This is a genomic window from Mesorhizobium kowhaii (assembly GCF_003253745.1).
GTDB classification, from domain to species: Bacteria; Pseudomonadota; Alphaproteobacteria; order Rhizobiales; family Rhizobiaceae; genus Mesorhizobium; species Mesorhizobium kowhaii.
On the sequence record NZ_MZXV01000013.1, the window covers coordinates 40,319 to 65,406 of the forward strand.

Genomic DNA, 25,088 nt, shown 5'->3' on the forward strand with positions numbered 1-25,088 from the left:
TTACGCCGAAAGCCGGCGGGCCGAACAGGCGGCGTTCGATGCCTGGCAGGCGTCGCACATCACCGACTTCGAATGGCAACGTTATTTCGTCAGCTAATCATCGGTTGATAAGGCAAAACGAAACCGGCCGGCTTCTGCCGACCGGTTTGTTCGGGGCGAGATCAGCCGCAGACGCGGACTTCCTCGATCACCCTGTGGTGGTGGCGCCAGTGCTTGACCAGTTCGATATGGCAGCGATGATGCCGATGGTGGCGGCGATACTCGCCACCCTGGTAGTCACCAAACTGCACGCCGTCGTTGTCGTAATTGCGCCGGTGGTGTCGGCGATACTCGCCACCTTGATAATCGCCAAACTGCACGCTGTTCTGATCGTCACCATATTGGTTGTCATTGTTATACCGGTCACGATGGCGGCGGATGATGACCTGGCCGTTATCGGACTGATCGTCCGGTGAATACTGGTTGTTGTCGTCGGACTGGATAATCAAGCTTGCGGCTTGCGTTGGCGCAATCACCGCAGCTGTCGCGGCGAATGCCAACACAGAAGCTAAAATCAATTTTTTCATTTCGTCCTCCAGCGAGTTCAAGACATATAAACTCGCGAAGGAACTGGGTGTTCCATTGTAAATCTACACGCTTTGCGACGCTGGAGATATCAAGGCGTTATCGGTGGCTGCATACACTACAGGCGAACAAAGGCCGTGAGCGGCAGGTGGTCGGACGCCACCCGCGAAAGCGGCGTGTCATGCGCTTCGACGGCCGAGATCATGCCGTGCCGATTGGCCATGATGCGGTCGAGCGCCAGCAGCGGCAGGTTCGACGGGAAGGTCGGAACAGCGGGCGGCAGCGGGCCAAAGGTGACATGCAGCGTATTCAGCGCGGAGCGGTTGCCGAGCCGCCATTCGTTGAGATCACCGAGCAGGAGCGTCGGCTTCTCGTCGGGGCTGTTCATGATATCGAGCACGACGCGGGCCTGCTGCGAGCGGGACCGGCGCAGCAAACCGAGATGGGCGGCGATGACGCGCAGGGTCCGGTTTCCGTCGAGATCGATTTCCGCCACCACGGCGCCGCGCGGCTCCAGCCCCGGCAGCCTGATCTGATGCACGTCGCGGACGACGCCCTTCTTGAACAGCAGGACATTGCCGTGCCAGCCATGTCCCTTGCCATTGGCTGCAATCGGCACCGGCACCAGGCCGGTTTCGTGTTCCAGGCGAGACAGGTCGAGAAGCCCGTCACGGTCGCCGAAGCGGTTGTCGGCTTCCTGCAGCGCAATCACGTCAGGATCGATTTCGCGGATGACGCGGCTGGTCCGTTCCGGATCGAACTTCCGGTCGATGCCGATACATTTGTGGACGTTGTAGGAAGCAACCAGCGTTCCGGTCGTGCCCATCCGTTTGGGCGCAGCGGCATTTGCCTTCTGCATCCTCCGGTCGCGAATGGATAAAAGCATGCTTGCCGGGAGGCTGCGTCCAGGTCTTTGCATATCCGTGCTGCTCGTCCTCGCTGGTTTCAATTCAGAACCTGGATACAGTCAAAATAGGCATCTTCGGCGTATGTTCCATGACAGGCGAGTTCCCGAACAAGCCAACCTTGCCTAAAGATAGGGCGAGCCGAGCCAAAGGACCCGGTCGAACAGCCTGACAAGGAAGGGTCGGGCCCGCAAGGCGTCGAGCGTCACCGGCACCGCGGTGGCGAGCGCCGATCCGATCCGCGCGTCGATCTCGCTGGCAAAGCCTGCGTCGAGAATCTCGAGGTCGATCTCGAAATTCAGCCGCAGCGACCGGGCGTCAAGATTGGAAGAGCCGACATAGGCCCACACGCTGTCGATCGAAAGCAGCTTCGAATGGTCGAACGGTCCCTCAGTGCGCCAGACGCGGCAATAATGTTTCAGCACCTGATCGAACTGCGCCATCATCGCGCGGTCGACAAGGAAAAGATTGTTCACGGCCGGCACGACGATGTCGATTTCGACGCCGCGCCTTGCGGCGGTGGTCAAGGCGCTGATCAGTTCGCGGTCCGGCAGGAAATAGGGCGACATCAGGCGGATCGACTTGCGGGCGACGGAGAATGCGCCGATCAGCAGTTTGTGGTTGGTCTCGATGCTGGCGTCCGGGCCGGACGCGACCGCCCGCACCAGCATCGGCAGGCCGGGCGCCGGCGACAACGGCGCAATTTGCCAGGCATCGCCCTTCAGCGCCTCGTCGGTGACGAAGCGCCAGTCCTCGGCGGCGACCGAGAAGAGGTCGGCGACGACTGGACCGGTGACCTGGAAATGCGTGTCCCTGGCGCTGTTGGAACCGGCGAACTCGGCCGAGAAGCCCTTGCGGATGTTCATGCCGCCGGTAAAGGCGACCTTACCGTCGACGACCAGGATCTTCCTGTGGGTCCTGAGATTGGCGTAGGGCAGGCGCAGGCCCATGACGATGTTGCCGTTGAAGACATCGGCGGTGATGTTGGCGCTCTGCAGATGCCCGAGGATGCTGGGAACGGAGTAGCGGGCGCCAACGGCATCGATCAGCACGCGGACGGTTACGCCGCGCCGGACGGCGCCGGCCAGCGCCTCGACGAAGACCAGGCCCACGGCATCATTATCGAAAATATAGGTCTCGAGCAGGATGCTGCGCTCGGCGCCATCGATCGCCGCGCACATGGTGGCATAGGCCTCGTCGCCGGTTTCCAGCACCGCGATTGCGTTTCCCGGGTTGAGCGCGCGCCGCGCCACCCTGTCGCCCAGTGTTCGCAGCCCCGTGAACCGCGGTCCGTATCGCTCGACGATCAGGGCCTCTTCGGCGGCGACGTCGCGCTCATGCTTGGCGGACGCCGCATCGCCGGCAAGCGGGCGCTGCGCGCTGATCGAGGCGCGGCGGATGCGGTTGATGCCGGCAACAGCATAGATCAGCACGCCGATGATGGGCGACAGCACCATCACGCCAACCCAGCCGGTGGCAGCTCGGACATCTTCCTTGGTCATGACGACGTGGATGATGCCGACGGTCGCCATCACCACCGAGATGATCGCAAGGATTTGGGGCCAATGAGTCGCCAGAGTCTCGAACATTGCCGGGACTATCCAGCGAGCGATTGCAGAAGGCAATGCAGCCGATCATTGCCTCGTATTGAGCAGGCTGCCTGCCTCCAGGCAAATCATTAGAGGCCCAGCGACGCCTTGAAAGCAGAAAGCTCCTCGTCGGTGACGGGGACCACGTGCTGCGGCTCGGGATAGGCGCCCGTCTGCACATCGGATATGAACTCGCGATAGGCGGCGATACGCTCGCGCTGTAGACGCTCATATTCGGCGGCGAAGTTGCGGTAGGTCTTGGCGTGGCGCGGCCTGTGGCCGGCGGTGTGGCCGAGCACGTCCTCGCTGAAAAGATACTGCGCGTCGGCATGCGGCCCGGCGCCCATGCCAAGCATGATCATGGGCGTATTGCGGGTGATCAGTTCGGCAACCCGGTCGGGCACCACCTCCAACTCGGCGCCAAAGCAGCCGATGGCCTCCAGGCGCTTGACGTGATCCCACACCGCACGCGCACTCTCGGCCGTCCTGCCGACGGCCTTGAACCCGCCGGTCCAGGTGCATTGCGAGGGGATCAGGCCGACATGGGCGACGACCGGCACGGCGTTGTCGCAGAGCGCCTTCTGGGTGTCGAGGGAGGCGGCGCAGTAGAAGCAGTCGCCGCCGATGCGCATGAAGTGGTAGGCGGTTTTCAGATAGTCCTCCGAGGTCACGAGATTGCCGGCGGGACCGTAGGGCAGCCCAACCTGTACGAAGCAGCGGCCGGCCGCCTCGCGCATCTCGGGCGAGAAGAAGCGGCCCTCGATCGAAAGCATGTCGACGCCGGCCGCATCCGCTGCTGCCGCCTCTTCGAGAGAGGTGACGTAAAGCATGGAAATCTTTTGTCCGCGGCTCTTCATGGCGCGGATGTCGGCGACGGTGGGACGGCTGTTCTTGGTGACCATTTCGTTCCTCAGACGGTGAAAGCTTCGCGGAAGGCCTGCAGTGCTGCCTCGGGATCACCGGAGGCAAACGCCTCCATGCCCACCGGCCCGCGGTAGCCCATATCCCTCAGCGCGCGGGCGATGCCGCGATAGTTGATCTCGCCCGTGCCGGGCTCCATTCGTCCCGGGACATCGGCCACCTGGACCTCGCCGATCCACGGCAGGCAGGCGCGGCACAGCTCAATCAAGTTCCCTTCGCCGATCTGCGCATGGTAGAGGTCGAGGTTGAGGCGCAGGCCGGGCCGGTTGACGCTCGACACCAGCGCAAGCGTGTCTTCGGCGCGTCCAAACGGCACGCCCGGATGGTCGACCGGAAGGTTCAAATTCTCCAGCGTGAATGTCACGCTTTCCGCCTCGGCGAGGTCTGTAATGCGGTTCAGCGTGTCGCGCGCCTTGAGCCACATGGCGCCGGTGACGGTCTCGCAAGGTGTGACCGGCAGGCCGCCATCGCCCAGCCCGGTGCCGTGCAGGTTGAGCCGCGCGACGCCGAGCCGCTTGCCGACCGCCGCCGTCTCATTGGCCGTCTTGAGCAATTCAGCGGCACCCTCGTCATCGGAGAGACGGCCGCGCAGATAGCCGTTCATGATCGAGAAGGTCGCGCCGGATTTCTCGAGCATTGCGAGGTCGTGATCGGGCCAGTTCCAGAGGCCGACCTGGAAGCCCATTTCGGTGAGGCGCCGCAAGCGCCATTCCATCGGCCGGTCGCGCCAGAGCATTTCGGCGCAAGCCGCAAGGGTGAAGGTATCGGACATGTCAGACCTCGATGTACACGCGGCCGTCCTCGACCTTCGTGTTGTAGGTTTTAAGGTTCACGCAAACCGGTGCGCGCAGCGCTTCGCCGGTCCGGTAATCGAACACGCCGTTATGCTTCGGGCATTCGATCCTGTACTCCATAACCAGCCCTTCGCTCAGATGCACCTTCTCATGCGTGCACAGTCCGTCGGTGCAGAAAAACGCATCGTCGGGGCTGCGGTAGATGGCGAATGTCCGGCCCTCGTGATCGAAGCGGATAAGGTCCTCTTCCTCGATATCATCGGTCGCACACGCATCAATCCACTTTGCCATTGTCGCCCTGCAGTCTGTTCTTCGGTTGGTCGAAAAGGCGGCCGGCGGAACCACGCGTTCCGCCGGCCGTACAGGAAGATGCCCGGGAGGAGGAGATGGGCGTCTTCACTGGGTTCACGCATGGCTTGCGCCGTGCGGCGCAGGCCTGTCGTCAGTCGCCGAGAAGCTCTCGATCTCGGCTTCGAGCTCAGCCATCTGCTCGCCGCCGGCCATCAGGTCGGTGATCGCTTCACGGCTTTTCTCGCCCTTGCGGAAGTCGGCGGCCTTGGCGCCTCTGATGAGGACGGCGAAGTGGTCGCCGACGGTCAGCGCATGGACGACATTGTGGGTGATGAAGATCACCGCGATGCCCTTGCGGCGCGCCTGCAGGACGATGCGCAGGACATGCGCCGCCTCCTTGACGCCAAGTGCCGCGGTCGGTTCGTCGAGGATCAGCACGCTGGCGCCGAAATGGACGGCGCGCGCGATCGCCAGCGCCTGACGCTCGCCCCCGGACAGTCCACCGACCAGTCGATCGCCGTCGTCGATGCGGGTGATGCCGAGCTGGCGCATCTCGGTGACGGCGATCTCGTTGGCCCGCTTGCGGTCGTAGATGGTGAGCGGTCCCCAGCGCCGTGTCGGCTCGGCGCCGACGAAAAAGGAACGGCCGATGCTCATCAGCGGGAACGTCCCGCCGAATTGGTGGACTGTCGCGATGCCATGGTCGCTGGCGTCGCGCGGGCTGTCGAAGGCGACGGCCTTGCCGTCCATTTCCATCGTGCCCGATGTCGGTTTGTGGACGCCGGAGAGGATCTTGATCAGCGTCGACTTGCCGGCGCCATTGTCGCCGAGCAGGCACAGCACCTCGCCTCTGTTGACCTCCAGCGAAATGTCATGGAGCACGTCGATCGGTCCGAACGACTTGTTGATTCCGGCCAGTCTGAGCAAGGGCGTGGTCATGAGCGGGCCCTCGATTTGCTGCGCGGCGCGTAGGTCAACGCCATGTTGCGGAAGGTGTTGTTCATCAGCACGGCGGCGAGCAGCAGGACGCCGATGATCAGGCTCGCCCAGTTGGCGTCGAAGCCGGTGTAGAAAATGCCCTGGTTGACGATGGAGAAGGTCAGCGTGCCCAGAACGATGCCGACCACCGAACCGTAGCCGCCGGTGAGCAGCACGCCGCCGATGACCACCGCAATGATCGAATTGAAGATGAACGACTGCCCGGCGGCCACCTGGGCGCTGTTGTAGAGGATCGCCTGCGACATGCCGACGAAGGCCGCGCACAGGCCGCTGCTCATGAACAGCGCGATGGTGACCCGGTCCGTCGGGATGCCGGCATTGCGGGCGCTGACCGCGTCACCGCCCATGGCCAGGATCCAGTTGCCGAAGCGCGAGAAGTTCAAGATGAAACCGACGATCAGGACGATGGCGATCCACCAGAACAGGGTCACCTGGAATTTGCCGCCGAGATAGTCGCCAAACACAAGCTTGGCGATCGGTCCGCTCTTCAGCGCGACGCTGGTGCTGCCAGACAGGATGATCGAAAGGCCGAGCGTCAGGCCGGCCAGCGCGAACAGCGTTGCCAGGGTGACGACGAAGGACGGCACTTTGGTGTGGATCACCAGGACCCCGTTGATGAAGCCGACGATGAGGCCAAGGGCGAGGGCCGCGAGGATGCCGACGATGATCGGCAGGCCGTAGTGGCCCGAGATGATGGCAATGGTCATCGAGCTGGCCGGGATCATCGACCCGACCGAGAGATCGAGGTGTCCGGCGATCATCAGCAGCCCGACCGGGAGTGCGATGATGCCGAGTTCCGAGGCGACGTTGAGCCAGCTGGCGGCGCCGCCGGCCGACATGAAATTGGCGCCGCCGAAGATCGAGAAGAAGACCAGCACGGCGATCATGCCGATCAGAGAGCCGACCTCGGGGCGCCGCACGAGGCTGCCGATCGAGGGCATCGAAGAATGCGGGGCGGGTGGTGCAGTCGCTACCACGGCGGGTTGATCATGGGCTTGGGATGTCATCGAAGTGTCCCTGGCTTGAGCAATGGGGAGCCTGGCGCGGCTCTCGCTGGGGCGAGCCGGCCGGCGATGTCCGGCCCTCGGATGGCATCCTCGGGCCAGACACTCAGCGATGGGCGTTAGCGGGCGCCGGCGGCCGCGCCACCCATTGTCGCGTCGACATTGGCGGCATCGACGATCCCCGGTCCGGTCAGCACCGGTTTTGTCGGCAGGTCGAGCCCATAGTTGACGAAGCCGTTGAGCAGGGACACCGCAAGATAGCCCTGCAGGTAGGGCTGCTGGTCGATCGAGAACAGCTGCGTGCCGTCCTTGATGCGCTGCAGGCCGGTTTCGTCCATGTCGAACGAAGCGAGCTTGACCTTGTCGCCGACATTGGCCTGGCTGATTGCGTTGGCTGCACTGTTGGCGTCGCCGGCGCTGATGGTGATAAGGCCGTCGAGGGTGTTGTCTTTCAGCACGGCGGCCTTGATCGCCTCGGCGACCGCGGTCGGGTTGCCGAAGCTGGATGAAGGCAGCGGCAGCTGGGTGGATTTGCCGCCGTTCTTGGCGATGGCATCGGCAATGCCCTTGCAGCGGTCTTCCGTGTTGGTGGAGCCCGGCAAGGTGTTGACGCACAGCACGTTCTTGGCGCCATGGTTGCCGAAATAGGCGCCGCCACCAAGACCGGCAGCGTATTCTTCGTTGCCGACATAGTTCATGGCGCCGAGCCGCTTGGCTGCATCCATGCCGCCGGAATTGTAGATGATGAGCGGCACGCCGGCAGCAACGACTTCCTTGAAGGCGTCATCCATGGCCTCGGGCACCCAGTCGGGACCGACGATGGCGCTCGGCTTCTGGCTGAGCGCGGTGCGGATCAGCTTGGCGGCGTCCGGGCCGAGATTATCGTAGTTCTGCGGACCGAGCCAGGTCACCGAGCCGCCGGTCAGTTCGGCGACCTTGCCGGCATCGTCGGCGCCCTTCTTAACCTTCGACCAGAACGGGTCGTCCGCCTTGCCGCCGATGACGAAGATTTTCGCCCCTTTCGACTCGGCCATTGCTGATGTGGCCGATGTCGCCGCCACGCCCGCAAGCATGATCGCCGCCAAGAGTTTTGTGATACGCTTCATTTTCGTCTCCTCCCATTTGCCGTCTTCAGACGGGTTTAGAAAACCTTGGACCTCTCCTGCGCGCCTCTCTCCCAGTTGCGCGCCGCGTCACGTGATTGATGGCTCGCCCGGGTCACGCCTGGGCGTGACCCAGGGTTACGCCCTGGCGTTCATGCGCTCTTTCTTTTTCTGGAACCGGGCGTCCATCAGGGCGTCGCCCTCCTTGGTGCCGTCGTGCAAGGTGCCGAACCACTTATCGAGCGGGATCAGCCCGTCGCCGCCGTAGTTCACCTCGAAATATTTGTGGTGCAGGTAGTGCGCGTAGGCGTGGCTATCGACGGCCTTGTCCTCGGTCACTTCCAGCTTGTCGAAGCCGAGATGACCATTGACGGCGCCGAAGCCGGCGACATGCAGCTGGAACAGCGCGACGATCGGATTGGACGGGATGATCAGGTGCCAGAAGGCGACCGCGTGATAGAGGAACCCTTCCACCGGATGCATCGACAGCGACGACCACGGCGAGGGGTTGATCGAGTTGTGGTGGACCGAATGGATCCAGCGATAGAGCGGCCCCCAATGGATCAGGCGGTGGATGAAGAAGAAATGCACCTCGTGGATGGCCGGCGCGATCAGCACCAGCGCCGCGAGATAGACCGGGTGATCCTGCCAGCCGACCCACGGCACATAGCCCTTGGCAAAGCACCACAGGAAAATGACTTCGACCACGGTCCACAACGGGATGGTGATGAAGAACGAACGCAGGAAATTGTCGAGGTTCTGGCTCTGGAACCAGAAGACATCCGACGGCGCATCGCCAGGGAATTTGTGGTTGTATTTGAACCGCGTCGCCTGGGCGCGCCTGATGTAATAGCGCAGCTCGAAGATGCCGTAGAAGACCAGGATCGCCGCGGCGTTGACGGCGTAGAGCCACAGCGCCCAGCCCCAGCTGATGGTCTTCATCGTCTCGACGCTGGGGAGGACATAGAACCAGTAGATCAGCGCCGTGGCCATGTGGAAGGCGTTCCATGGCCAGATATAGCCGGGCAGCCACGCCAGGATCTTCGGCAGCCTCGGTGGCCAGCTCCAGAACGGCACGGCCTCGATGCGCCCGTTCGGCTTCCAGTCGCCGCGCTTGTCGCGCACGCCGTATTTGAGATCGTCCATGCAAATCCTCCACCCGCAGTGCCTGGGATGGCTCGCACGCGCGCGCTGCCTCACACCGCCGTTGGGCGGAGGGTCAGAATCTTGTCTGCGCTGTGCTGCTGCTATCCCTGGGCTGGCGGTGCTTGCGCCTTCTTTGCTTCTGCCCGAGATAAACAGCTTGATCCAAAATGAATCAAGAATAGAATGTTTATTCCAAAAGGATTGTATCATTCGTCTCAGGGCTGCCTGGCGAATGATATCTTCGTATCAATTGCTACAGGCTGATGAGACGAAATGGATCAGAGCAAGCGGCCGACGATCAAGGATGTTGCTGCCGAGGCCAATGTTTCGGTGGCCACCGTCAACCGGGTGCTGAGCGGCTCTGGCGCCGTGCGCCAAGGCACACGCGAGCGCGTCAGGCTGGCGGCGGAGCAGATCGGTTTCTATGGCATGGGCGCGCTGCGCAGCCGCATAGCGGCCGCCCGGCCGCGCTACCGGTTCGGCTTCCTGCTGCATCAGCCCGGCCGCGCCTTCTACCGCAACATCGCCGAGGCGATACGTGCGGTGGCGCCGACGATGCCTGACTGCGAGATAGAACTGCGCACCGAGTTTCTCGACGATCTGTCGCCGCAGAACGTTGCCTCGCGCATGCTGGCCTTGGGCGCCGAATGCGACGCCGTCGGCGTCGTTGCCGCGGTCCATCCGCTGGTGACGCAAGCGGTGGATACGCTCAATGCCCGCAACGTGCCGGTGTTTGCGCTGATCTCGCAGATTTCGGCCACGGGTCACGTGCGCTATATCGGGCTCGACAACTGGAAGGTCGGGCGCACCGCGGCCTGGGTGTTCGAGCACGTCTGCCGGGCGCCCGGCAAGCTGGGCATCCTGGTCGGCAATCATCGCTACCGCTGCCAGGAGATGAACGAAAGCGGCTTCCGTTCCTATTTCCGCGAACACGCGCCGGGCTTCACGCTGCTGGAGCCGCTGCTGACCTTCGAATCGAGCGCCATCGCGCAGGAGATGACCGAAAAGCTGCTGCATGAAAATCCGGATCTGTCCGGCCTCTATGTTGCCGGCGGCGGCATCACCGGCGCCATTGCGGCGCTGCGCTCTACCGGGCGAGCCGGCAGCCTGGTCGTCGTCGGCTATGAACTTATGGATTCGACCCGCCCGGCGCTGCTCGACGGCACGCTGACCTTTGTCATTTCGCACCCGCTCGCCCGCATCGCGCAGGAAGCGCTGGCGGGCATGGTCCGCGCCGTCTCGGCCCCGAACGAAGGCGGCAACTTCACCACGATCCTGCCCTTCGAAATCTACACTCGCGAGAACATCTAGTTCACGGCGCCGCCGCAACGGCGTGCATGAGAAGGCCGATCCGAACGAAGCCAAGGGAATGTGGGAAGGGGAGGGAGACCGCTATATCGCAATATCAATATCGAAGAGGTATTCTTCTATTATCGGCGGCACGCGGCTCAGCTGAAGAATTCCAAATTCCTGGGGCTGAGGTCGAACCGATCAAGCCCCGATGGAATCCCTGCACAATGGCCCACCCTGACCCTTGGCGAAGCATAGAGACGGCGTGATCTGGCGTCGTCCTGCGCCGCTTTGGTCCTCCAAGGCTTCTTATGCTTGGTTCCGGAACCATTGTATATCAGGAGAAATGAAACTAACGATATAACACTTTGACTGATGGCGAGGGGAGCGCCTGATGGTGAAATTCAACTTCGATGGGCCTCCTGCGGGTGACGCCGTCGACATGTCGGCCGAATGTCAGCGCCAATTGCTGCCTCTCCTGCGTGAAATCGTCCAGGCGGCGGTTGCGGCTGGATGGAGCGAGGAGGATGTTCTTCTGGGCTTTGTGGAACTTGCGTGGGATCTGTACGAAAAGCGTCGCGGCGATTCCTAGCAACCTGCGGCGAACCGGCTGGCCCTATGCCGCGTCATTGCCTGGCTGCCGTTCTGGGTGGCAAAGCAAGTTGATGGAGGAGACCTCGCCGTCGGTGGAAAAGATGTTCTTGAAACTTCCTTCGTCGGCCATCTTTTTCTTTTTTATCTCGAACAAAAATTTTTCTTTGCGCACGGAAGTTCTTCCCTGTCCGAGGCGTGTGCGTTACGCTGATTTGGGGTTGGGCTAAAGGGGATTTCAAGCGACAGGCCGAGCGGCTGAGGCGAGGCGGATGAAAAATGCGGACGAGGCTCGGGAAAGCGGCGATTCCCAGGGCGTCGATCGGGCGCGCACAGCTCGACATGTGTTTGACATAATTCCTGAAAATGCAGGCCCCAGAAGGGCCACCCCGCGGGGGAGCGCGATATACTCCGTCCGCGCCCCTGGATCGCAGAAGTTCCTCGCCAAGGAGCATTCGGTGGGGATTGTGCTGGCGCCCGTACGCAAGTTGAGAGCCTCGCTCGGCAGCGACAGGATCACGGAGTACGATGCGCCGGTCGGGTGTCTCGTCATCAATCCCGCCGGCGTCGACAGCAGCCTTGCCTGGTCGGAGACCAGGGAAAACGCCGTCGTCTCCATATCCCCCGAAGCGCTATCGGAATTGGCTGCTCATGAGTTCGATCTCACCGATGTGGAGCTTGAGCCGCCGGCGTTCGGCACAGTCGACCTCTGGGCTCTCAGTGTAGCCCAGCGGATCACTGCCGAGCTGACGAGGATGCTGTGCGTGAACACCATAAGTCGGTTCGGTCAATCACGAATTGTTTGCTTGAGGGAACCGAGAATGCGCCCTCAGGTTGATGTCCGTCGGGGAGGTATCAGGAGGCCGAAAAATGCGGCGCGATGATGATCCCCCAGCATGGATTTCCGGGACAGAGACAGCGCGACAGCCGCAGCTGAACGTAAAAGGTGGGCTTTCCGTCCGCAGTGCACGCAAGGTGCAGGAGTTCTTGAACGAGAACTTTACGCGCAAGCTGGTGCTTGCCGAAATGGCCGCGGTTTGCGGGCTGTCGCCCTATCATTTCGTGCGGGCTTTCTCCCGGACGTTCGGGGCGCCGCCGCATCAGTACGTTCTCGATCTGCGACTGGCCTTCGCCGAAAGGCTGCTTGCCGACAAGCGCATGACGATCGCGGACGTCGCCCATCTGAGCGGGTTTTCGAGCCAGAGCCACTTTACCACCATGATGAAGAAATATCGGAAAACAACACCATTGCAGGCGCGCCTGAGGAAGATTAGTTCAAAAAACTAAGCAAAATATCATCCGAACTGTTGTTCAATTGTCGCTTATCAAAGCGTGACCTAAAGTAACTAACTGTTAACTCCCGCTGAGTTGCTCCCCTCTTTTCTCACAAGGCAGCAATATCCTGAAATACGGCAAGCCGGAATCATGTCTTCCTGCGTTGAGCTGGAATTGTCTGACATTTCCATGCCGGCCAGCGGAGAGGGACCATGACCGACAATCTCATTTCGAACGGCTCGTTTGTTCAGCGTCGGGCAGGGCATTTCGCCGGGCACTGGATCGCCGGTGCCGATGATGGCTCGCGCTCGGTTCGCCGCCGTCTGATGGCTGTCCTGCGCATGGCTCACCGCGTGCTCGGCATGCGCCGCGAGGGACATGGACTTGGCATGCTCGGCATCGGCAGGATGCTGGCGGCGGCGCTGGGCGTAATCGGTTTCGCGGGCATCGCCACGCCGGCACTGGCGCAGTTTGTCGGCGGTGGCGGCACGGCGAACGGAGTGCGCGGTATTGCGATTGGATCTGGAGCCGTGCAAAACGGAGCCGACTCAATAGCCGAGGGCACCAATGCCAGCGCGGGCAACCAGAATGCCGTCGCGATCGGCTTTGGAACGATCGCCTCGGCGATAAACTCCGTCTATCTTGGCTCGCGCACCGCCGCTGGGACAGGTGCCACCGCCCAGAGCGCCATCGGCATCGGCACGGATGTCACAGCATCGCAGGTCGACGCCATCGGGATAGGACGTTCATCCGTTGCGTCGGCACAATACTCGGTGGCTCTCGGCCTGAACGCGCAGGCCACAGGCACAGGTGGCGCGATGGCGCTGGGCCAAGGCACGATCTCGAGCGGCGTCAATTCGGTCGCGCTCGGCGTTCAGGCCAATGCCACCGGGGCAGGCGCCAACGCCTTGGGCACCTTTTCCGTTGCTTCGGGAGGGAACTCCACTGCCCTCGGAACCAGTTCCACGGCCAACAACAATTATGCGACAGCCGCAGGCTGGGGATCCAAGGCCAGCGGCGCCAATTCCACTGCCGTGGGACGTGAGGCCGTTGCTAGCGGCATAAACGCCTCCTCATTCGGGGCGGGGGCAAATGCGACAGCAGACAATTCTCTCGCGGCCGGCGTCAGCGCCAACGCCGGCGGAGTCGGCAGCACCGCGCTCGGCATCGGCACCTCGGCCGGCGGCGCCAGTTCGGCAGCCGTGGGCTTCCAAGCCCAGGCCGCCGGCACCAATGCTGTCGCCGTTGGTCCCCAGGCAAATGCATCGGCGTCAAACTCGGCAGCGTTCGGCAACGTCGCCACCGCCTCGGGCAATTTCGCGTTGGCTCTGGGCAATTCGGCCGTCTCGAGTGGGGTCGGCTCGGTCGCGGCCGGCTCGGGAGCCCAGGCCACGGACGTCTCCACCACCGCGCTCGGCAACAACGCAGCGGCGACCGCCGCAAATGCCAGCGCGCTGGGATTGGGCGCCACGGCTAGCGGAACGTACTCAACTTCGCTTGGCGCCACCTCCAAGGCCACCGGTGCCCGTGCGTTCGCCGGTGGCCGTTCGGCCACTGCCGGAGGCGATGATTCCGTCGCTATCGGCACGACAGCCGTCGCGACAGGGGCGAGCTCGACAGCGCTCGGAGCGGGCGCGGTGACACTCGACGTGAATGCTATCGCCATCGGCACCGCTGCCGGCGCGATCTCCGCCGACTCCGTCGCCATCGGCACGGGCGCGATCGCCGATGGCGGCAAGGCTGTCGCCATCGGCGCGGACAACGTTGCTTACGGCGACGGCGCGGTCGCCATCGGCGACCCCAGTTATGCCAGCGGCACCGGCGCCTTCACCGGCGGCGCCAACAACATCGCCAACAGCGACGGCACGGCGACCGCCACCGCGGCCAATATGGCCAACGGTGCCGTCGCCATCGGCAACAGCAACAAGGCGATCGGCCAAGGCTCCGTGGCGCTGGGCAACGGCTCGACCGCGGGCGCCGCCGGTCTCGCCGGCAATGTCGCGCTCGGCGATGGCGCCACGGCGGCGGCGAGCTCCGGCGATGTCGCGGCCGGCTCGGGCTCGGTGACCACCACAGCGGTCGGTACGGCCAGCGGGGTGGTCAACGGCACGACCTACGCCTTCCAGGGCACCAATCCTACCTCGACGGTCAGCATCGGCGCGCCCGGGGCGGAACGCACCATCACCAATCTGGCGGCGGGGCGGATCAGCGCGCTCTCGACCGACGCCATCAACGGCTCGCAGCTCTTCGCCACCAACCAGGCCGTCGACGCCATCGGCGCCGTCGTCAACAACATCAACGTCGGCGGCGGCATCAAGTATTTCCATGCCAACTCGACGCTGGCGGATTCCCAGGCGCTGGGAGCCGATTCCGTCGCTGTCGGCCCGAACGCGGTGGCCAACAATGCCGGTGATGTGGCGATCGGCCTGAATTCGACGTCAGGAGCAACGACCAATGTCGGCGGAGCAACGATCGGCGGCGTGAACTACACCTTCGCCGGCGGCACGCCGGCGGGCGCCTTCTCGGTCGGGTCGGCCGGCGCCGAGCGCCAGATCCAGAATGTCGCGGCCGGACAGTTGAATGGCGGCTCGACCGATGCGGTCAACGGCTCGCAGCTCTTCGCCACCAACCAGCAGGTCACGCAGAACACGACCGATATCGCCAATATCGGCAGTGGCGTCACCAATCTCGGCAACACGATCAACAACATCGCCAGCGACACTTCGACCGCCTATACCGACGCCAACGGCATAGGCATCCGCTACGCCCGCACCAACGAGGCCGGACTGGCGCAAACCGATTCCTTCGCGCAAGGGGTCGGCTCCACCGCCGTCGGCTACCAGGCGACCGCGACCGGCGTCAGCGGACTGGCGCTCGGCCGCGACACACTGGCCAGCATCGACGGCAGCGTGGCGCTTGGTTCGGGTTCCGTGTCCGACCGGGCCGTGGCGCCCGCCACGGGCCAGATCGCGGCCGGTCCTTCCAACTTCATCCAGTACAACACCACCGACAAGACATTGCTTGGCGCCGTGTCGGTCGGCACGGCCACCGCCTACCGGCAGATCACCAATGTCGCCGACGGCACCCAGGCGCAGGATGCCGTGACGATCCGCCAATTGCAGGGGGCGATTGCCTCGGTCTCCGTCACCTCGACAAAATACTTCCATGCCAATTCGGCGGCTGGCGACTCGCTCGCGGTCGGGGCCGAGTCGGTCGCTGTCGGTCCGACGACGGTCGTCAACGGCGACAATGGCATCGGTATCGGCAATGGCGCCATCGTCGACCAGACCGCACCCGGCGGCACGGCCATCGGCCAGAACGCCCATGTGATGCTGGCCGACGGCCTTGCGCTCGGCACCAATTCGACGGCCGCCGGTGTCCGGTCGGTGGCGCTCGGCGCCGGCGCGCAAAGCACGTTCGCCAACAGCGTCGCGCTGGGCGCCCAATCGGTCACAACTGTCGGTGCGCAGGCGAACTACACGGCCTATGCGCTTGCAAGCCCACAAACCTCGGCCGGCGAGGTGTCGGTCGGCGCCGCCGGGGCCGAACGCAAGCTGACCAATGTCGCCGCCGGCTCGGCCAACACCGACGCCGTCAACGTCTCTCAGCTTCGCGGCGTGTCGGAGAGCTTGGTCGATCAGCTGGGCGGGACTTCGGTCGTCAACGGCGACGGATCGATCACCGGACCCACCTACAACATCCAGGGCAACAATTACTCGACCGTCTATGACGGATTCACCGCCGTCGACAATGCCTTGACCAACATCAGCAATGGCGGCGGCATCAAGTATTTCCACGCCAATTCGACGCTGGCCGACTCTGCCGCCAGCGGCACCGACAGCGTTGCGATCGGGCCGGCGAGCGTGGCGAGCGGCACCGACAGCCTTGCCGCCGGGCACGGTGCCACGGCAAGTGCGCAAGGCGCTGTGGCGCTCGGCGAGGGCGCCAAGGCCAACAACGCCAGCGATGTGGCTCTCGGTTCCGGCTCGGTGACGCAGGCCGCCGTCGGCACCTCCAGCACCACCATCAACGGCAAGACCTACGCCTATGCCGGGACGGCTCCGGTCGGAACCGTCAGCGTCGGCGATGCCGGCGCCGAAAGGACGATCACGAATGTCGCTGCCGGACGCGTTTCCGCCGGCAGCACCGACGCGATAAACGGCTCCCAGCTTTTCGCCACGAACACGGCGATCGAGGATCTGAAAGACGGCGTCGGAAACCTTACCCAGAATGCGGTGGTTTACGACACCAATCCGGATGGCAGCAAAAAGAACAGCATCACGCTGCAGGGCGGAGACGTCAACGCGCCGGTTGTCATCTCGAATGTCGGACCCGGTGTCGCCGGCACCGATGCGGTCAACGTCAACCAGCTGAACCAGGGCATAACCGAGACCAAGAGCTATACCGACAACCGTGTGGCCTACGCCATCGATACGTCCAACGACTACACCGACAAAGTGGCCGTCACGACCTTGCAGCAGGCCAACGATTACACCGACCAGAAGCTCAGCCAGCTCAATCAGGACATCAGCGGCGTACGCGACGAAGCACGACAGGCCGCGGCAATCGGGCTCGCCGCCGCCTCGTTGCGTTACGACGACCGTCCCGGAAAGTTGAGCGTCGCGGCGGGTGGCGGCTTCTGGCGGGACGCCGGCGCTTTCGCCTTTGGCGCGGGCTACACCAGCGAAGACGGCCGCATCCGCGGCAACCTGTCGGGCACGGCCGCCGGTGGACATGTAGGTGTCGGCGCCGGCCTCAGCTTCACGTTGAACTGAGGCGGGAATGAACAGGCAAACCAGTCATGCCCGCCTTGCCGTGCTGACTTGCCTGGCGCTTTTCGGCGGCTTCGTGCCGGCTGTCGGGCAGGTTGCCTCGCAATACAGGATCAAGCCCTCGGACGTGGTGGTGCCTCCCGAGGTGAAACTGGGGGACTACCAGCGCACCATTCGTCCCTTCGAAAATTGGACGCTGATCTGCGACGAGAACCTCAAGGCCCGCAAGAAGGTCTGCAATGTCTCGCAGGTGATCGAGGACACGTCCGGCAAGATGGCCTTCAGCTGGTCGCTGGCCGCCACGCAGGACGGCAAGCCGTACATGATCCTGCGCACCGCGCCGAACGCCAAGAGCGACGGCCTGGTGTCGCTGAAGTTCGAGGGGCGAAGCCAGGCGATCGACGTTCACCTGAACGGCTGCAACGAAATGGTCTGTGTCGGCATGTTGCCGGTCGGGCCCGTCATGCGCCAGCAGATCTCGCAGAATGCGACGCCGGCGATCTCCTACTCGACCGTCGACGGTGGGACGATCACCGTGACCGCAACACTCAAGGGGCTGACAGACGCCCTTTCGCCAGTCAAATAACCGGGGCAGCACCATGAGCCAACAGGACCAGTTCATGTCCGCAAAACGCAGCAGCCCGACCGTCGAGGCGGATCGGCAGAGACTCGTCGAGCCCGGGCGGCGGCGGTGGCCGCGCCTCGTCGGATTTTCACTGTTGGGGCTGGTCGTGGCGGGCCTTGGCTTCGTCGCCGGGAACTATGCCGCGATCGCCAACCTGGTCGGCAGCGCGACGGCCGCGCAGCCTGAGACAGCCAACCCAGCACTTCCGGACACGCCATTCCTGCAGCACGTCAAGCAAGCCGGTGTGCAGGCCTGTTCGACTGTCTTTCCGGTGCTCGGACAGATTTTGACGACCGGCACGAAATACAGCGTCAAATCATTGTGGAACGACCAGGCTGCCGACAAACATGCCGTTCAGGCCTTTGTCGGCATGGATTATGCGACGGAACGATATAGCGGGCCGGCCGCCGGCGTTGTTTTCGCATCGCCCACCGCTTCCGGTTGCGAGGGGGCGATGGTGCGGGTGGCGCCGTTCGCCAGCCCGTGTGCCGACATCCCGTCCGTGCTTCCGCCAGGCAGCAAGATCACCGACCACCTTGGCCAGGTCGAGGTCTACGAGCTTGGCGGGAACGCGGGGGAAGCCCTTCTCCTGCCGACAGGCAACAGCTGTGTGGTGATCTCCGTTGCTTCGGCGGCGAAGTGAGGACGCGAAGCTGATGGCGACGAATCCCGCGGAGGCTTGTTGACTATGAGATATAGACCTGTGGCTGCCGTTCTCGGCATCGCCTTGCTCTGGACCGGGCGAGTCATCTCGGCCGATCTGTCGGAAGGACCGCCGGAGCCGCCGGCTCCGCCACCTCAGGAGGAAAAAGGCATCTGGGCGGCAATCGCCTATTCCAGTGCCGATGTCAGATACGGCTTCTTCTGGGGCGCCGACAAGCGGCAAGAGGCGTCGGACATCGCGCTCAAGCATTGCGAGAACGCGGGCGGACAGAATTGCACCGTCGTGGCCGTGTTCCGCAATCACCGCCATTGGGATGACGACGACCAGACCGGCTTTCCTTACAATCATTGCGGTGCCCTGGCCGTGGCCGAGAAGCCAGCCGACCGGCTCACGCCGTGGGGCGCAAAGTCTGCCCAGACCCGCCGGGAAGCGGAAGACCTCGCTTTGCAGGCCTGCCAGGCGGCAGGAGACAAATGCAAGATCCGCGAGTGGGTCTGTACATGAAGCCTGGCCTCACGGCCGTCTCCGCGGGCGGGGCAATCGTATTCTCATTGGTGTCGCCCGCCTTGGCCCAGCAAACGCTGTTGTTTCAAATGAGGCACCCTGGGTTGTGAAAACCGGTCAGCTCTCGACGCCGATCCATCTTCCGAAAATTAGCCGCAATAGCGATCCAGCTCCGATTCAGTCGCAAACAGCGGCTATCCGCGCTTGATTCTGCCCGCATTGGCCCACCGCCTGCTGTTTTTAGTCCTTTTCCCCACTTGGCAGCGTCCGGATACAATCGCAGCGGGGTCGATGCTTATGTGCCATTTTTGCTACATTTCACAACCTTGTGGCCTGAATTCCCCTTTTAGCAGGGGCTAATTCAATAATTTCTCACACTTTTCGTGAAACTGTGGATAATTCTCGGTGGCAGGCCTTGGCTTGGGTGTAGCACTCGCGAATAAGGGTGCTGGGGAACGTTAGGGTGGGTTTAATGAATACAATAAGCATCTCGACCATGGGCAAGCGCCTTGGTCTTTTGATGGCGGCGACCATGCTGACCTGCGCGAGCGCTCATGCGCTCACGCTCAAGGAGGCGATGGCTGTTGCGGTGGAATCCAATCCCGAGATTGGACAGGCAATCGAAAACCGCGAAGCAATCGAGTTCGAGTTGCGGCAGGCCAAGGGCCTTTATCTTCCCAGTGTCGATGTCGAGGCATCGGCTGGAGCTCGTCGTCTCGACAACTCGTCCCGGCGTGCACTGTCGATAGAGGACGATTCGCTCTATCCGGCGGAAGCGGATCTGGTGGTTACGCAGAAGCTATTTGACAGCGGTGCGCGGCGGGCGGAATTGAACCGCCAGGCATCGCGAGTCGACGGAGCGTCCTTCCGGGTCCTGGAGCGCTCGGAATTCATCGGGCTGTCGGTCGTCCAAGACTACCTTGAATACATGCTGCAGGCTTCGATTGTTGCCGAAGCCAAGAAGAACCTGGGTTTCCATCAGGCGATACTCGGTGACATCCGGCAAGGCATCTCAGGCGGGGCGCTGAACGAGGCCGACCGACAACAGGCCGAGGAGCGTCTGTTCGCAGCCAAGGCACGCATGCAGGAGGCGACCGAAGAACTGGAGGCCTCCAAGATACGGTTCTTCAAGACCGTCGGGAAACCGCTGGTCAATGCTTCGCGGCCTGGTGATGTCGCTGCCGCGCTGCCGAGGTCACTCGATGACGCGCTCGGCCTGGCACGACAGAACAATCCGCGCGTTCACATGGCCACCAGCGATATCGCCGCTGCTGCTTCCATGGTGGATGCGGCCCGGGCGAAATATGGCCCTGAAGTCCTGGCCGAAGGCCGTGCCAGGGGAGGGTATGATATTGACGGCGACAACGGCGACGCCAGTGACCTGCAGGCGCGTCTGGTGCTGCGTTGGAACCTGTATCGAGGCGGCATAGACAAGGCCAATGAGCAGGAACAGATCCGCCGTGCCAGCGAACAGCGGCTTGCCTATCACCAGGTGTTGCGTGAGATCGAGGAGGCTGTCCGCACGTCATGGGATCGCCGTTTCCGGCAAGCCGACCTGGCAAAGACGCTCAGGCTGCAAGCCGCTTCCAGTGAAAAGCTGGTTTCGTCTTACCGCGAGCAATTCAAGGTAGGGCAACGATCGCTGCTCGACGTGCTCGATGCGCAGAATACACGGTTCAACACGGCAACGCTGGCGGACACAGCATCCTATGCATCGCTGTTTGCCGAATACCGGCTTCTGGCCGCGACAGGTCAGTTGCTGAAAACGATGGACCTTCAGCCGGCAAAGCAAGCGACGGCATATGCACGAGCCGAGTTCAACACACCAGAAACCGCAGACACTGAAACCTATGCGCGCACGCCATCGGAGCAGAAGAACGACCTGCCTTTCGATATCCTTGCGCCAGTGAGGAAGAAGTAGGACGGCACAAGGTCCAGCGAGGGTCCTTACGGGCATATCGTGAACCAGCAACCCAACATCCTCTCCCCCAAGGAGGCATTCAAGGCCTGCTTCTCAGCGGTTGCCGGCTATCTTGGCAGGCCGAGTGCCGAGACAGTGCTGTTTGCCGGGGTGCCGATTTCAGAGACGCGAATTGAGGCAGAGGACATTCGGCACCTTGCCGAGCGCATCGGCCTCGAGGTCAAGGAAGTCAATCATCGCGATTTCCTGCGCGGGCGCGTCGATCTTCCCGCCATTCTGTTTCGCACCAGCCAGCTGCCTGTTGCCCTGCTCGCGGAGATTGAAGCCGGCGAATACCTGACTGCGCCCCAGGAGAACGGCCGCACCACGATCAGCAGATCCGAGCTGGCTGCCAGCTATATCAGCGGCGGCGCGTCCTTCTCGATCACCTATGCCAATGCCACCGAGGGGATGAAGGTCGGCTCGGCGCAGAAGATCGAAAGGCGCCATTGGCTGACGGGGACGATGGGCGCCTTCTGGCGCACCTATTCGAAAGTCGTCCTGGCAGCGATATTCATCAATGTGCTGGCCATCGCCTCGCCCATCTTCACGATGAACGTCTACGACAGGATTCTGCCGAACAAGGCAATATCCACACTGTGGGTTCTGGCAATCGGCATTGGTGCCGTCATTCTGTTCGACCTGCTTTTGAAGACGTCCAGGGCTTCCCTCATCGACTATGCCGGGCGCAAAGCGGATCTTCGGATATCGTATCTTCTGTTCGAAAAAGTGCTGAACTCGTCACTGTCGGCGCGTCCCGGCTCGACCGGTGAATACGCAAACAGGGTCACGCAATATGAGTTCGTCAGGGAGTTCTTCACCTCGAACACCATCAGCGTGTTCATCGACACGGCCTTCGTCTTCGTCTTTCTTCTTGTCATCTATGCGATAGGCGGCTGGCTGGTGATCATACCGGCGCTGGCCTTTGTGATGTCCGTCATCGTCGGCCTGATTACCCAGCGCCGCATCGGCAAGCGCGTCGCCGCCTCAATGAACGAAGCTTCGCAACGCCAGGCCCTGCTGGTCGAATCCATCTCCACGCTGGAGACGATCAAGTCGCTGCGCGCCGAGGCGTATCTGCTGCGCAAATGGGGAGAGCACTCCAAGAACGCCGCCAACACTTCCGAGAAGATCAAGCAACTCTCGGCGGCCGCAGGCAACATAACCCAGTCCATACAACAGCTGGTGACCGTCGCTCTGGTGGTGGCCGGCGCTTACGCCTTCTCGGAAGGCCATGTTTCGACAGGAGCAATCATAGGAACGGTCATGCTGGCGAGCAGGGCCGTGGCTCCACTCGGCCAGATCGCCATCACGCTGTCCCGGTTTCGCCAGGCCATGCTCTCGTTGAGAATGGTGAACTCGATCATGGCTCAACCGGAGGACCGACCGGACACGGTGGGTTTCGTCAACCGCCCCATTCGCAACGGGGCGATGGTGTTCAGGAATGTCGGGTTTGTCTATCCCGGCTCGGAGAACGAGGTTTTGACCGGTCTGAATTTCTCGGTGAAGCCGGGAGAGCGGATCGGCATCATCGGTCGCATAGGATCGGGAAAGACGACGATGGGTCGGCTGATCGGCAGGCTTTTCCTGCCGACCTCCGGTGAGCTGCTGCTGGATGGGATCGATATTCGCCAGTATCACCCGTCAGAGGTTCGCGCCGCTGTCGGCATCGTTGCGCAGGCCGGCGATCTTTTTTCGGGCACCATCAAGGAAAATCTCCTGATGGCATGTCCGGAGGCTACCGATGAGCAGATCATCGAAGCGGCAAAGGCGGCTGGCGTCGACGATTTCGTCTCACGCCACCCGCGCGGCTACGACATGAATGTCGGCGAGCGTGGCACCAATCTTTCAGGCGGCCAGAGGCAGACGGTGGCGATCGCACGCCTGCTGCTGACCAAACCGAAAATCGTCTTTCTGGATGAACCATCGGGCTCGATGGATCTCGCATCGGAACGCCAGTTGATAAAGCAGCTCAAGGTCGCCTTTGACCGCGATACGACGTTGATCGTCTCCACACATCGCTTCAGCATGCTTGAACTGGCCGACCGCCTGATCGTTATCGAACAGGGCAGGATCGTTGCTGACGGACCGAAGGACCAAGTCATACAGGCGTTGCAGAAAACAAGCGCCTGATAAATAAATTGAATGCATCCAATGCGTTGGGGCGTGGGAAATGCTGGCCAGGGAAGATCGACCGCCGCTCTTTGCGTCGGCGTCCATATTCATAATAGGAGCGCTCTTTGTCGTTTTTGTCGCCTGGGCATCCTTTGCCGAAGTCGATGAGATCGCACGGGGCGACGGCAAGGTGATACCCGCGTCCAAGACCCAGATCATTCAGGCGAGTGAAGCCGGTGTCGTCCAGGAAATCGCAGTGACGATTGGCCAGGTCGTCAAGAAGAATGATCTCATCATTCGGCTGGACAACACGCTCAACACGTCCAGCCTTGGCGAGCAGCAGGCCAAGGCGCGGGCCCTGCAGGCGCGCATTGCGCGGCTCCAATTCGAGCAGAGCGGCAATCTCGAAGGCTCATTTCCCTGTCCGCCCGAGATACAGAAAATGGCGCCGGAAATCTGCGAAAACGAGCAGAAGCTGCTCATCGCGCGCCGCGAAAACTTCGAAGTCAAGCTGTCGGTTCTCAAGTCGCGCCTCGATCAGCGCGAGAATGAATTGGACGAGGCCACCGCCAATCTCGATCGCCTCACCAAGAATCTGGCCGTTAGCGACCAGGAAAAGGCACTGGTCGATTCCATGGTCAAGAAGGGGCTGATGGCGAGGACCGAGCAGATCCGCGTCGACCGCGAGCAGACCGAACTGCAAGGGCAGTTGAACCTCGCCGGTGAAACCATCAAGAAAACCAAGGGGGCTATCACGGAAGCCCAGCTTCAGGTCAACGAGCTCGGCCTGCAGTTGCAGCAGGAAGCTCTGAGCGACCTGACGGAGGCGCTGGCCGACCTCTCGGTGGTGGATGAAACCATAAGGGGGGCGACCGACAAGGTCGCCCGCACGGATATCCGGTCTCCAGTGGACGGGATTGTCAACACGCTGGAGCTGAACACGGTCGGTGCCTTCGTCCAACCTGGCGCGGTCGTGGCCGGCATCGTACCAACCTCCGAGACTTTGCTGGTGGAGGCGCGGGTGTCGCCCCGGGATGTCGCGTTCATCCGCCCCGACCAGGACGCGCTTATCAAAGTCACCGCCTACGATTTCTCGATCTTCGGCGGCATCGAAGGCAAGGTCTCCAACATTACAGCCGACAGCCTGGTCGATCAGAAGACAGGCGAACCCTATTACCAAGTGCGCGTGTCGACGGACAAATCGACACTTGAGAGAGACGGCAAGGCCTATTCGATCATCCCGGGCATGATCTGTTCAGTCGACATCAAGACCGGGCGCAAGACGATCCTGAACTACCTCTTGAAGCCGATCAACAAGGCACGTCAGGAGGCGATGAGTGAGCGGTAGCGCCAGCTCTCCCGGTCACGAGCGGCTGTTGCCTCCCGTCACGGCAGAGGATTTTGGGCTGGAATTTCGGGTTGTGGCACGTGGCGGCATACGACGCGGCATCCGTTTGGAACGGGCATTCTGGATGTCGCTGAAGCAGATGGCCGAAAACAGGAAGTGCACCATCGGCATGCTCATCGATGAGATCGCCGAAAGTCAGCCACAGACAGGTAACCTGACATCTGCGATCAGGGTGGCCTGCATGCGTGGATTGGCGGAAGAAAACCTGACCTTGCGAAGGCTTGCGTCGATCAACACCATCAACGCCATACTGGTCGCCTGCCCGTCACCAGCCTTTGCCCTGGCATCGTCGAAGAAGATCCTGACGTTCAACTCGCCGTTCCAGCAACTGGTCAAGCGTCAATTGCCGATAGCCCCAAACGATGATGCGCGCCATGACCTCAAGCTGGCGCTGGACCTCAATGTAGCCGACATATTCACGCGGCTCGACGCCAATGGCGAATCGCCGGTGGCTACAGGTTTTGTCATCGGCGCCGGTGAACGTCGATACCGCGGTCAGTTGAATGCGGTGCGAGCCCCGGTGGTCGAGCCGGAGTTGCTGATGGCGTTCGTCTTCGGCGGCTAAAGC

At 62.4% G+C, this 25,088-nt stretch carries 23 protein-coding genes; 12 read left to right on the forward strand and 11 right to left on the reverse strand.

What is annotated here, in order from left to right; all coding sequences use genetic code 11:
* Positions 1 to 161 precede the first annotated feature (161 nt).
* The 10 genes from B5V02_RS02620 to B5V02_RS02665 all read right to left on the reverse strand — a co-directional run bounded on the left by B5V02_RS02620 (position 162) and on the right by B5V02_RS02665 (position 9,316).
* Complete coding sequence (locus B5V02_RS02620) at positions 162 to 566, reverse strand: hypothetical protein (RefSeq protein WP_111543695.1); 405 nt, start codon at positions 564 to 566, stop codon at positions 162 to 164.
* Between the two features lie 116 nt (positions 567 to 682).
* The gene (locus tag B5V02_RS02625; protein WP_111542702.1) at positions 683 to 1,483 is read right to left on the reverse strand and encodes an endonuclease/exonuclease/phosphatase family protein; all 801 of its coding nucleotides are present in this window, start codon (positions 1,481 to 1,483) and stop codon (positions 683 to 685) included.
* A gap of 111 nt (positions 1,484 to 1,594) precedes the next feature.
* Complete coding sequence (locus tag B5V02_RS02630) at positions 1,595 to 3,058, reverse strand: phospholipase D-like domain-containing protein (protein ID WP_111542703.1); 1,464 nt, start codon at positions 3,056 to 3,058, stop codon at positions 1,595 to 1,597.
* An 89-nt stretch (positions 3,059 to 3,147) separates the two neighbouring features.
* The gene (locus B5V02_RS02635) at positions 3,148 to 3,960 is read right to left on the reverse strand and encodes a 3-methyl-2-oxobutanoate hydroxymethyltransferase (RefSeq protein ID WP_111542704.1); all 813 of its coding nucleotides are present in this window, start codon (positions 3,958 to 3,960) and stop codon (positions 3,148 to 3,150) included.
* Between the two features lie 8 nt (positions 3,961 to 3,968).
* Positions 3,969 to 4,751, reverse strand: a complete 783-nt coding sequence (locus B5V02_RS02640) for a hydroxypyruvate isomerase family protein (protein ID WP_111542705.1) — start codon at positions 4,749 to 4,751, stop codon at positions 3,969 to 3,971.
* A gap of 1 nt (position 4,752) precedes the next feature.
* Positions 4,753 to 5,064 carry a MocE family 2Fe-2S type ferredoxin gene (locus tag B5V02_RS02645; RefSeq protein ID WP_111542706.1) on the reverse strand — a complete coding sequence of 104 codons (312 nt, stop codon included), beginning with the start codon at positions 5,062 to 5,064 and terminating at the stop codon, positions 4,753 to 4,755.
* 114 nt (positions 5,065 to 5,178) lie between these two features.
* Positions 5,179 to 6,003, reverse strand: a complete 825-nt coding sequence (locus B5V02_RS02650) for an ATP-binding cassette domain-containing protein (RefSeq protein ID WP_111542707.1) — start codon at positions 6,001 to 6,003, stop codon at positions 5,179 to 5,181.
* A complete protein-coding gene (locus B5V02_RS02655) occupies positions 6,000 to 7,004 on the reverse strand; it encodes an ABC transporter permease (RefSeq protein ID WP_111542708.1) in 1,005 nt (334 codons plus the stop codon). Before B5V02_RS02655 ends, B5V02_RS02650 begins: the two co-directional genes overlap by 4 nt.
* 182 nt (positions 7,005 to 7,186) lie before the next feature.
* On the reverse strand, positions 7,187 to 8,173 hold the full coding sequence (locus tag B5V02_RS02660) for a sugar ABC transporter substrate-binding protein (RefSeq protein WP_111542709.1): 987 nt from the start codon (positions 8,171 to 8,173) through the stop codon (positions 7,187 to 7,189).
* Positions 8,174 to 8,308: 135 nt separating this feature from the next.
* Positions 8,309 to 9,316, reverse strand: coding sequence for a sterol desaturase family protein (locus B5V02_RS02665; RefSeq protein ID WP_111542710.1), 1,008 nt, complete (start codon positions 9,314 to 9,316; stop codon positions 8,309 to 8,311).
* Between the two features lie 273 nt (positions 9,317 to 9,589).
* On the opposite strand from B5V02_RS02665, the gene B5V02_RS02670 reads away from it, so the two are divergent.
* Entirely contained in the window at positions 9,590 to 10,627 is a 1,038-nt protein-coding gene (locus B5V02_RS02670) for a LacI family DNA-binding transcriptional regulator (protein WP_111542711.1), read from the forward strand.
* 373 nt (positions 10,628 to 11,000) lie between these two features.
* A complete protein-coding gene (locus B5V02_RS02675) occupies positions 11,001 to 11,198 on the forward strand; it encodes a hypothetical protein (protein WP_167458346.1) in 198 nt (65 codons plus the stop codon).
* Positions 11,199 to 11,222: 24 nt separating this feature from the next.
* On the opposite strand, the gene B5V02_RS40400 is transcribed toward B5V02_RS02675, so the two are convergent.
* Positions 11,223 to 11,372 carry a hypothetical protein gene (locus B5V02_RS40400; RefSeq protein ID WP_167458347.1) on the reverse strand — a complete coding sequence of 50 codons (150 nt, stop codon included), beginning with the start codon at positions 11,370 to 11,372 and terminating at the stop codon, positions 11,223 to 11,225.
* Positions 11,373 to 11,469: 97 nt separating this feature from the next.
* Here B5V02_RS40400 and B5V02_RS02680 point away from each other — a divergent pair, with 97 nt between their 5' ends.
* The 10 genes from B5V02_RS02680 (at position 11,470) to B5V02_RS02730 (ending at position 25,085) form a co-directional block, all read left to right on the forward strand.
* Positions 11,470 to 12,081 carry a hypothetical protein gene (locus tag B5V02_RS02680; RefSeq protein ID WP_245445632.1) on the forward strand — a complete coding sequence of 204 codons (612 nt, stop codon included), beginning with the start codon at positions 11,470 to 11,472 and terminating at the stop codon, positions 12,079 to 12,081.
* Entirely contained in the window at positions 12,068 to 12,484 is a 417-nt protein-coding gene (locus tag B5V02_RS02685; protein ID WP_245445634.1) for a helix-turn-helix domain-containing protein, read from the forward strand. Before B5V02_RS02680 ends, B5V02_RS02685 begins: the two co-directional genes overlap by 14 nt.
* Before the next feature lie 200 nt (positions 12,485 to 12,684).
* Positions 12,685 to 17,247, forward strand: coding sequence for a YadA-like family protein (locus B5V02_RS02690; protein WP_111542713.1), 4,563 nt, complete (start codon positions 12,685 to 12,687; stop codon positions 17,245 to 17,247).
* 7 nt (positions 17,248 to 17,254) lie between these two features.
* The gene (locus B5V02_RS02695) at positions 17,255 to 17,830 is read left to right on the forward strand and encodes an invasion associated locus B family protein (RefSeq protein ID WP_111542714.1); all 576 of its coding nucleotides are present in this window, start codon (positions 17,255 to 17,257) and stop codon (positions 17,828 to 17,830) included.
* Between the two features lie 13 nt (positions 17,831 to 17,843).
* Positions 17,844 to 18,512 (forward strand): hypothetical protein, encoded by a 669-nt coding sequence (locus tag B5V02_RS02700; protein WP_111542715.1) that lies wholly within the window; start codon positions 17,844 to 17,846, stop codon positions 18,510 to 18,512.
* Positions 18,513 to 18,557: 45 nt separating this feature from the next.
* On the forward strand, positions 18,558 to 19,037 hold the full coding sequence (locus tag B5V02_RS02705; RefSeq protein WP_111542716.1) for a DUF4189 domain-containing protein: 480 nt from the start codon (positions 18,558 to 18,560) through the stop codon (positions 19,035 to 19,037).
* A 472-nt stretch (positions 19,038 to 19,509) separates the two neighbouring features.
* On the forward strand, positions 19,510 to 20,958 hold the full coding sequence (locus B5V02_RS02715) for a TolC family protein (protein WP_111542717.1): 1,449 nt from the start codon (positions 19,510 to 19,512) through the stop codon (positions 20,956 to 20,958).
* Positions 20,959 to 20,997: 39 nt separating this feature from the next.
* Positions 20,998 to 23,130, forward strand: coding sequence for a type I secretion system permease/ATPase (locus B5V02_RS02720; protein ID WP_111542718.1), 2,133 nt, complete (start codon positions 20,998 to 21,000; stop codon positions 23,128 to 23,130).
* A 40-nt stretch (positions 23,131 to 23,170) separates the two neighbouring features.
* Entirely contained in the window at positions 23,171 to 24,460 is a 1,290-nt protein-coding gene (locus tag B5V02_RS02725; protein ID WP_111542719.1) for an HlyD family type I secretion periplasmic adaptor subunit, read from the forward strand.
* A complete protein-coding gene (locus tag B5V02_RS02730) occupies positions 24,450 to 25,085 on the forward strand; it encodes a ribbon-helix-helix domain-containing protein (RefSeq protein ID WP_111542720.1) in 636 nt (211 codons plus the stop codon). Before B5V02_RS02725 ends, B5V02_RS02730 begins: the two co-directional genes overlap by 11 nt.
* Positions 25,086 to 25,088 lie beyond the last annotated feature (3 nt).